Annotated in this window: 10 protein-coding genes; 4 read left to right on the top strand and 6 right to left on the bottom strand. The window is 65.5% G+C overall.

Annotation, left to right across the window (positions count from 1 at the left end; genetic code table 11):
- Positions 1 to 50 precede the first annotated feature (50 nt).
- Positions 51 to 812: a lysophospholipid acyltransferase family protein gene (locus tag ACWELQ_RS30210; protein ID WP_452400433.1), complete on the bottom strand. Its 762-nt coding sequence runs from the start codon at positions 810 to 812 to the stop codon at positions 51 to 53.
- Between the two features lie 107 nt (positions 813 to 919).
- Here ACWELQ_RS30210 and ACWELQ_RS30205 point away from each other — a divergent pair, with 107 nt between their 5' ends.
- Positions 920 to 1,810, top strand: a complete 891-nt coding sequence (locus ACWELQ_RS30205; protein ID WP_452400432.1) for an alpha/beta fold hydrolase — start codon at positions 920 to 922, stop codon at positions 1,808 to 1,810.
- A gap of 2 nt (positions 1,811 to 1,812) precedes the next feature.
- On the opposite strand, the gene ACWELQ_RS30200 is transcribed toward ACWELQ_RS30205, so the two are convergent.
- Positions 1,813 to 2,736 carry a decaprenyl-phosphate phosphoribosyltransferase gene (locus tag ACWELQ_RS30200; RefSeq protein ID WP_452400431.1) on the bottom strand — a complete coding sequence of 308 codons (924 nt, stop codon included), beginning with the start codon at positions 2,734 to 2,736 and terminating at the stop codon, positions 1,813 to 1,815.
- Positions 2,737 to 2,897: 161 nt separating this feature from the next.
- A complete protein-coding gene (locus ACWELQ_RS30195) occupies positions 2,898 to 3,266 on the bottom strand; it encodes a VOC family protein (RefSeq protein WP_452400430.1) in 369 nt (122 codons plus the stop codon).
- Between the two features lie 168 nt (positions 3,267 to 3,434).
- Between ACWELQ_RS30195 and ACWELQ_RS30190 the strand changes: the two genes are divergently transcribed.
- On the top strand, positions 3,435 to 4,178 hold the full coding sequence (locus tag ACWELQ_RS30190) for an MmyB family transcriptional regulator (protein WP_452400429.1): 744 nt from the start codon (positions 3,435 to 3,437) through the stop codon (positions 4,176 to 4,178).
- Positions 4,179 to 4,257: 79 nt separating this feature from the next.
- Here ACWELQ_RS30190 and ACWELQ_RS30185 read toward each other — a convergent pair whose 3' ends face one another.
- Positions 4,258 to 5,487 carry an alpha/beta fold hydrolase gene (locus tag ACWELQ_RS30185; RefSeq protein ID WP_452400428.1) on the bottom strand — a complete coding sequence of 410 codons (1,230 nt, stop codon included), beginning with the start codon at positions 5,485 to 5,487 and terminating at the stop codon, positions 4,258 to 4,260.
- Positions 5,488 to 5,928: 441 nt separating this feature from the next.
- Between ACWELQ_RS30185 and ACWELQ_RS30180 the strand changes: the two genes are divergently transcribed.
- Positions 5,929 to 6,399: a hypothetical protein gene (locus ACWELQ_RS30180; RefSeq protein WP_452400427.1), complete on the top strand. Its 471-nt coding sequence runs from the start codon at positions 5,929 to 5,931 to the stop codon at positions 6,397 to 6,399.
- Positions 6,400 to 6,601: 202 nt separating this feature from the next.
- Here ACWELQ_RS30180 and ACWELQ_RS30175 read toward each other — a convergent pair whose 3' ends face one another.
- Positions 6,602 to 6,775, bottom strand: a complete 174-nt coding sequence (locus ACWELQ_RS30175) for a hypothetical protein (RefSeq protein ID WP_452400426.1) — start codon at positions 6,773 to 6,775, stop codon at positions 6,602 to 6,604.
- 419 nt (positions 6,776 to 7,194) lie between these two features.
- Between ACWELQ_RS30175 and ACWELQ_RS30170 the strand changes: the two genes are divergently transcribed.
- On the top strand, positions 7,195 to 7,560 hold the full coding sequence (locus tag ACWELQ_RS30170) for a DUF4333 domain-containing protein (protein ID WP_452400425.1): 366 nt from the start codon (positions 7,195 to 7,197) through the stop codon (positions 7,558 to 7,560).
- 228 nt (positions 7,561 to 7,788) lie between these two features.
- On the opposite strand, the gene ACWELQ_RS30165 is transcribed toward ACWELQ_RS30170, so the two are convergent.
- A partial coding sequence (locus ACWELQ_RS30165) for a hypothetical protein (protein WP_452400424.1) occupies positions 7,789 to 8,198 on the bottom strand: 410 nt, incomplete at its 5' end.

Genomic DNA, 8,198 nt, shown 5'->3' with positions numbered 1-8,198 from the left:
CGGCCGCCGGTCGGCGCTCGACAACCGGATGATTGCTACCTGGTAGCCGGTCAGTATGCAGCGACCGCTCCGTCGAGGGCGAGTTGGAGTTCGCCGCGGGCCGTGCGCGTGATGTCGGCGGGGCTCGCGGGCAGGTCGGTGACCGGCGTCCTGAAATAGAAGCTGGCCGAACGGACCTCGGCGGTGGTCAGTTCGACGGCCGGGTCCGGGCGCGGGCCGTAGCTGAGTCCGAGGCTGACCAGGACCGGTTCGGCGCCGAGTTGGCGAGCGCGACAGGCGATGTGGCCGAGACCGCCGCCGAGCTCGAGTACTCGGGTGTGGTCGAGGTAGTTGCAGGTGCCCTCGGGGAACAGGGCGATGCTGTCACCGCGCGCCATGCGTGCCGCGCAGGTGTCGAACAGCCGTTCCGAGGCGGCGTTGACCGAGGAGCTCTCGTGGTCCTTGCTGCGGAACACCGGCAGGCCGCCCATCATGTCGAGCGTGCCGCGCATCTTCGGATCGGCGAAGACCTCATGCTTGGCCAGGACCCGGGTATGACCGATGACGGGCCGCAGTGGACTGCGCCATGCCGCCGCGCTCACCGTGTAGGGGTCCTTCTCCGAGAGATGATTGATGGAGATGAGCAGCGGCCGTCCCGCGGAGATGACGGCTCGCAGCGCCTCTCCCGCCCCTGGAGCGAAGCTCACCCGCGGCCGGAAGCGGCGACCCAGCAACCAGTAGGCGGCCTTCGCCTTCAACAGATTCTGCCGATGATCGCGGTAGTAGTCGTAGACGGCATCGCAGTTGTCCAGGGCAACCTCGGGCGGCTCCATAGCAACAGCGTATATCTAGCAAATAGCACTCGACTTCGAGCGCGCTGGCGGTCGATATACGGTTGTGCAGGTCACCGAAGCCCCCATCGACCGGAGGATCGACAACGATGACGACCCGCCACGCCACACCCCGCGCGCAGATCGGCGAGCTACGCACCGTCGGGTCCCGCCGCGTTCACGTCCGCCAGGACGGACCGGACGGGGGCAGGCCGATCCTGCTGCTGCACGGCTTCGAAGGCTCGATGCACTGGTGGGACGCTGTGACACCGCGACTCGCGGACACGCTGCGGGTGATCCGGGTCGATCTGATCGGATTCGGTTGCACCGGTGGCGATTCCGGTTTCGACGCCCACACGCAAGGCCGTATGCTCACCGACCTGCTCGAGGATCTCGATCTCGAAGACGTTCTCGCGGTGGGCCATTCCTACGGCGCCGACGCCGCGCTGGCGGTGGCCGAACAGTCCGGCCGCGTCACCGGGGCGGTCATCGTCGACCAGGGTCCCGACTACGAACAGACCGACTGGGCCTGGCAGGGCGCCCTGCTCGCCCGCGGCCCGCTCCCCCGCCTGACGCACGCCTACGCCCCCGACGCGCTGCTCCGCTACGTCCTCGGTCGCGGCTTCGCCCCCGGGTTCGACATCGACTCCGCCACACCGGATTTCGCCCAGCAACGCCGCGACTCCCGAGACATGTCCCCGCACGTGGTCCCCGCCGTGGCCATCGCCCGCCGCCGCGCCCTCCGCCAACGCCCCCTCGACCACCGGGTCCGAGACCTCGGCAAGCCCACCCTCGCCATCCACGGCAGCCGCGACCAGCTCTATGACCTCGCCCGCACTCGCACCCGATACCTCGCCGCCGGAGCGGAATTCGCGATCATCCCCACCTCCGGGCACTCACCGAACGTCGAGACCCCGGACGAATTGGCGTCCATCCTGCTCGAATACGCCGCCCGCACCGAACTGAGCACCATCCGAAGCGAGCAGCGGGCCCGGCCGTAGGTTCACGCGAACACTATTGCGAGACCGATGGTCGCGACCCAGGTAGCGCCGAGAAATTGCAGCACCCTGTCACGCAGGACGATGTCTTCGGGGGTCCCCGCGGTCCCGCTGTCGACGTCCACGGCGTACCGCAGGACCGCGAGGGTGATCGGGATCATCGATATCGCGAACCATTGCCCGGAATGACCGTCGCGTTCGAAGGCCCACAGCCCGTAGAACACGACGACGGCGGTCGCCGACATCGTCCAGACGAATCGCAGGTAGGTGCCGGTGTAGCTCTCCAGTGATTTGCGGATCTTGGCGCCGGTACGTTCGGCGAGCTGGAGTTCGGCATAACGCTTGCCCGCCACCATGAACAGGGACGCGAACGCCATCACCAGCAGGAACCACTGCGACAACGGGATACCGGTCGCCACACCGCCGGCGACCGCTCGGATGAGATAGGCCGAGGAGACGATGCCGATATCGAGCACCGCCTGATGTTTGAGACCGAAGCAGTAACCGAGCTGGATCACGAGATAGACCGCGATCACCACGGCGAGCGCCGGGACCGTGACCAGTGCCATCGCCAACGAAGAGCCGATCAGCACGACGGCGAGAACGTACGCCAGCGCGGGCGAGACCACGCCCGCCGCGATCGGACGAAACCGCTTGGTCGGATGTTGCCGATCCGCTTCCACATCGCGTGCGTCGTTGATCAGATAGATCGACGACGCCGCCAAGCAGAACACGATGAATGCGATACCGGCCTTGTACAGAACGTCGCGGTAGTCGTAATGCACGTGCCCGCCGAGCGTGGCCAGCGGTGCGGCGACCACCAGCACGTTCTTGATCCACTGCCGGGGCCGCATCGCCTGTACTGCACCGACCGCCGGATTGGTAGTGCCCGCTCGTTGATCCCGCGTCGTGTCGAGATTGTTCGTCATCTTCGGTGGCCCCCGCCTTCCCTACGCTCCTCAGCTCACCGGTCAGAAGACTAACCGCTGCCGAGGCCGGACGCCCCTCCATGGTCCGCATCGCTTGCGGCACAGGCGGTTCCGATGTTCCGGACCCCGGGACGGCGGTTCGCCGAGGCTGCCGACCTCGGCTAGCCCCAATTGGCGGCGAGGGTGAGGCAGAACGGGTGGCCGCTCGGATCGAGCAGCACCCGCCAGCTTTCGCCCGGTTGAAACTCCGGCACGGTGGCGCCCAAGTCGACCAGTTGCTTACTGGCCATCTCGAGGTCTTCGACCGCCAGATCCAGATGGAACTGCTTGGTTCCGTTCTCGTTCGGCCAGGTAGGCGGCTGATAGTCCGCTACGGTGCCGAATCCGAGCGCATGGTCGGGACCGGTCAGCATGGCGTACTCGTCCTGCAGGTGGGCAATCTTCCATCCGAGCGCGGCCGCCCAGAACTCCGCGTCTCGCCGCGCGTCGGCACTGTCCAGGGTGAGCATCTTCAGCGTCGCAACCGCCATGGGTTTTTCCTCTCCGCAACAACATTTGCTGTCCGCCCAGTCTGCAACTCCGACGCCGCCGACGATTGTAAGAACGCGACACCGACCGGCCCGGCTCACCGTCGACCTAAACCGCCATCGACTACTTTCGTCGGGTAGTCATCGAGACGGTTCGGGAGGTTTTCGTACGTGGAGGATTCGCAGACGACCATTGCCGGTTACCTGCGGGAGCGGCGGGAGGCGGCGCGGTTGACGCGGGCCGAGCTGGCGCAGAAGGCGAATGTCTCCGAGGCGTTGATCCAGAAGCTCGAACAGGGCACCCGGCCACCGACCTCCACCTCGCTCGGCGCGTTGTTCCGTGCCCTCGATGTCCCGGTGGCCTACCGCGAGTACGCGGCGACCGTCCTACAGCCCGAGCTGACCACGGTGACCGGCGGCGAATCCGGCCCCAGCCGCGGCGAACTGGCCTTCCTGGCCAGCTTCCCGCATCCGGCGTGCTATCAAACCGCGCCCGCCCAGGATCTGATCGCCGCCAATACCGCCTACCGGCAAGCGTTTCCGGGCCTGGTACCCGGCGTCAACATCATGGCGTGGATGCTGTTGGACCCGCGTGCCCGCCGGGTGGTGGAGGACTGGAACCGCGAGGCACACATCATGGTGCAAGCGTTCCGCCACATGGCCCCCGGCCTCACCGCACCGGACCGCATCGAGCAGATCACCCGCCAGTGCTCGCGATCACCTGACTGGAAACGCCTGTGGTCCACCGATATCGACCCCACCCTGATGGATTGGCGCCCGGTCCGCATCCGCCCCCTCGACGGCGGCGAGTGGCAGAGCATGCACGTCCAACTCCTGCGATGCGAACAACCACGCCGCGACTGGTACGTCTACTCGATGGTCCCCCTCGACACCGAGGAGCATCAGCAGACATAGTCCCGGTCTTCTACCGGTAGCAGCCGCAGCGGACGTCTCCCCCGCTACACCTCACGAATCGAAGTCCGCGATGGTCCCCTCAGACCCGACCGCGGACGAGATCGATCAACCGCCCGAGCACGTGATCGCCCGACGCGCGCAGTCCGTTGTGCTCGTACTCGTTGGTGATCCACGGCCGCAGCGTCGGGATCAACCGGGCGGTTTCCTCGGAAAACTTCCGCTCGACGTACATGTCGCCGGCGTAGATCGCGGCCGCGGCGGGGACCGTGCACTCGCGCAGCACGTCGGCGTCGTACAGCTGCGGCCACTCATGTGCCGCGAGGAGCTCGGCGGTCTGCTTCATCGGCCGGAGTCCGTGGAGGTCGTCGAAGAGCCAGGGGAACACGTGCTCTCCGGTGAACAGCGTCCGGTCCGTGCGGAACTCGTCCGGCAGCACGCGCTCGGCAGACCAACGGGTGGCGAATCCATCGGAGTAGGAGGACTCATGGATCACCGAATACAGCGGATTGCGTGCGGTGAACGGCAGCGAGTTGGCGACGTCGTGCGCGAAGGCAGTGGACTTCGGGTCACGTTCGAGCAGATAGTGCAGCGCCTCCTCACCGCCGCTGGCACCGAGGAGATTCCCGAGCTGCCGGAACAGCCGCGCGGTGAGCGGACTGCCGTCGGGCAGCACGACACCCCCGTCGTCGAGCATCGGCAGCAGCGCCTCCACCCGCCCGCGATCACCCGGGTACCGCTGGTAGTAGCGGCGATTGCGCTCGATCAGGTTGGCGAACGTGGCGGTGTAGACCTCATCGGGATGCCGTCCGACCGGCGGTAGCCCGCCGGTGAAGAACGCCTCGGCCAGGCCCTCGGGAGCGTGGGAAAGGTATGCGAGCGTGCAAAACCCGCCGAACGACTGCCCCAACACGCTCCACTTCTCGACACCCAGCTGCCGCCGCACGAACTCCGCGTCCCGGACGATCGCGTCAGCGCGGAAGTAAGTGAGGTACTCGGCCTGCTCAGCCGGAGTGCCGGACAACATGCCGACCGGCGTGGACCGTCCGGTACCGCGCTGATCAAGCATCAGCACCCGATACTCCCGCAACGCCCGCGACAACCAACTCGGCGCCCCAATCGACGGCCGCGGCGCCTCATGCCCCGGCCCGCCTTGAAGATAGAGAAGAAACGGCCGATCGAGCCCATCCGGATCAGCGACCTCCCGAGCGAAGACAGTGATCTTCGGACCGTCAGCGCGGGAATGGTCGAGGGGAACGGCGAACTCATGCTCGGTGAGCGAGAGTCCGGGGATGCGCACGCTGCTTGCCATACGCGCGATCCAACCAGAACGGCGGCGGAGGCGGAGGCGGCCATCAGAATAGGTCCAGAGACCCCACCCCATTCCGCCACATTTCGACCGATCGCACTGCTGTAGTCGGCACCGACATCGACAGATCACCGCGTTCGACAGGCCGAGATGATTTCGCCCGGTTGATCTTTGGCTGCCCGCGCTGCCCGGTCCAGTCAGCCCGCCTCGCGCCAATTCCGGACACTCACACCCGCTTGCGCATCACCAGAATGCACTCGGGTACAAGGCTTCTCGACGTTTGCATTCCAGAACGCGTCCTCGTCAAACATCCGGGTCTCGGCAAATCAGTGCCTTCGTCGGCAGGCGCCGCGGCCGCCCCAAACAGGGAGCGATCAGCGGCAGTTGCGGACGTTCGGTCGGCAGCTCGATGGTCCGAACCACCTGAGCAGGCAGACTATTCGAGTGACCTTTCGATTGCTGCCCAGCACCGGGCTTGTCCTCCCGGCGAACGCAGGCGTCCTGCGATTCGGCATGACCGAGCATTCGGCGCAGTGGACGGCGTCGACTCTGGCGGACATCCATGCCGGGTGGATGTGCGGAACACACTGGAACTTCTCCTTCACCCACCACGGCATTCTGGTCACCGCCTACTCCTGCACCGCGTGCGCCGAACAGACCTTGGGACACTTGATCATCGAGCGGCAGTACGGCCTGGACCGGGCCGCCGACGTTCCGGTCGCCTTCGGCGACTACGACCTCTTCGGCTACCCGATCCACGAACTAGCAGAGGCTCTCAGCCCGCCGGACCGCAAGCTCCTACTGCCCGCAGACGTCGACCTCCAAAGCACGCACTACCTGTCCGCCGTATACCTCGACACCTGCCAAGGAGAGCGCGCGGACGCCCGCAGGGCTCAGACCCACACTGCCAGTTAATCTTCCGACGTGCCACGCCGACCGGTACGCGGCAGATCATCCCCTCGCCGATGGGTTGGGTTGCCTGCCTGGCACCGAGCGGTCCGCGGCAATTGAGTGCGTTTGACATAACAAGGCTGACCGCGGCCTGAACCCCGCCTCACGGGATATGGAGACAAGAAGGTCCGGGGTTGAAGCCGATTGGCCACAACCCCGGACCACGTCACACCGCGCCCGCTCCGTTCTGGAAACGGATCACGACAACCTGCCGAAGGCTGCCGATGGCTTGCGCCACGTCAAGCAATCCAGCTGTGCCGCCTGTGCGGAGCACGACCACCGCAATCAGCGCGAGGTAGCAAACGAAGCAAACCGTTGCCAGCAGTGCCATCTCAACCATTGGTGACCTCCTTGCAGAGCTGAGGACCATCCTCACCCCTTCTGAGATCTGGTCTCTCTGCAAGTAAGCCGCGCTGCCTTCCAACGTAAGTCGCAGGGCTCAAGGTCACAAGATATTCGCCGTCATCGGGGCTTCGTACGCTTAGTTACGAACATGCGAACCAGCTCGGTGCCCTGGAACCGGCTGGTTAGAAACTGGTGTCAGGATCGGATCCCGGCCAGGATCAGGTCAATGCAGGATGTTGAGATGTCATGTGGCTGCGGCCAAGTGTGCCGATCGGGATGAAATTCGGATCTCAGCCAGCGCGCCGAAGGAACGGGCAAACCGCCCCGAACACTGCGAACTGGCCGCGGTTGACCGTGGGAGCGTGAAGGATCCTGAGGATGAATCAGCCGCCGCGACTGCGGTCGAATGCGCTCATGATCACCCTCGTCATCTGCGCGATCATTATCGTCGGCCTGCTCGTGGTGATCGCCATCATCCTCGCGGTAGGCCAGAACGACACCTCCGGACCGCGCCCCGCGCCGGCTCTGACCCCTGGCGCGGTCGAAACAAGCACGGACACTGCCCGACTCGACCAGGCCGCAGTGGAAGCGGGCGTTGTGAGGGTTCTCAACGACAGCTACGGGGTCAGCGACATTACCGATGTTCGATGCCCGTCATCGATGTTGGCGCAGGTGAACACCGTGTATGTGTGCACACTGAGAATCGGCGGCGAGAACAAGAAGGTCTCGGTCAAGGTGACCAGCGCCGACGGCACCTACGAGGTAGGGCGGCCCAGCTAGAGGATGGCATTCGTTGCGTCGGGCCGGTCGAAACGCGCGGGTTGCGGCAGGTGTGTGCGTTCGTCGATCGCCAATCTGGCGTGCGCCGTTGAAGATCGGGAGTACTCAGTGCGGAATTTTGTCCGCTTTCCCTCGCTGAGTACTCCCGACCTTGTCGCCGACTGGCCACCCGCAGGTATGTGGGTGAGCTTCAGGGAGATTCCTCGTAGCGGTGTCGGTCCATCGGTGTTACGCCTCGCCGGCTAGGGCAGGCGGCAGGTTACGGAGCGGGGGGACGGCTCGCCGGGCGTAGGTCGATTCGGGGTGGACGGTGACCACGTCGAGTTTTTGTACGAGGGAGGCGGGGACTTTCCCCTCCTCGAAATGGTTGAGTGAAGGCACGAAGACTGCTTCGGCGTCGAGGCGCGTCGCTTGGGCCTTTAGACGTGCCAGCGGTGGACGGCCCGAGGAGGGGTCGTAGAGGACCATGTCGGCGAAGTCGTAGCCGTATCGCTCTGCGAGCCTGCGTATCTCGGTCTCGTCCCATTGCTGGCCGACACCGGATATGTCGGTCCGGACGTAGCCGAGAGCCGTTCGCTTGTAACGCATTACCGCCCTACTGTCGTCGTGGCCGTCGATCGCGATGTGATCGTGGAATT

This window comes from Nocardia sp. NPDC004722 (assembly GCF_053601505.1).
The sequence above is the reverse complement of the archived record's forward strand: the minus strand, read 5'-3'. Positions and strand labels throughout refer to the sequence as shown.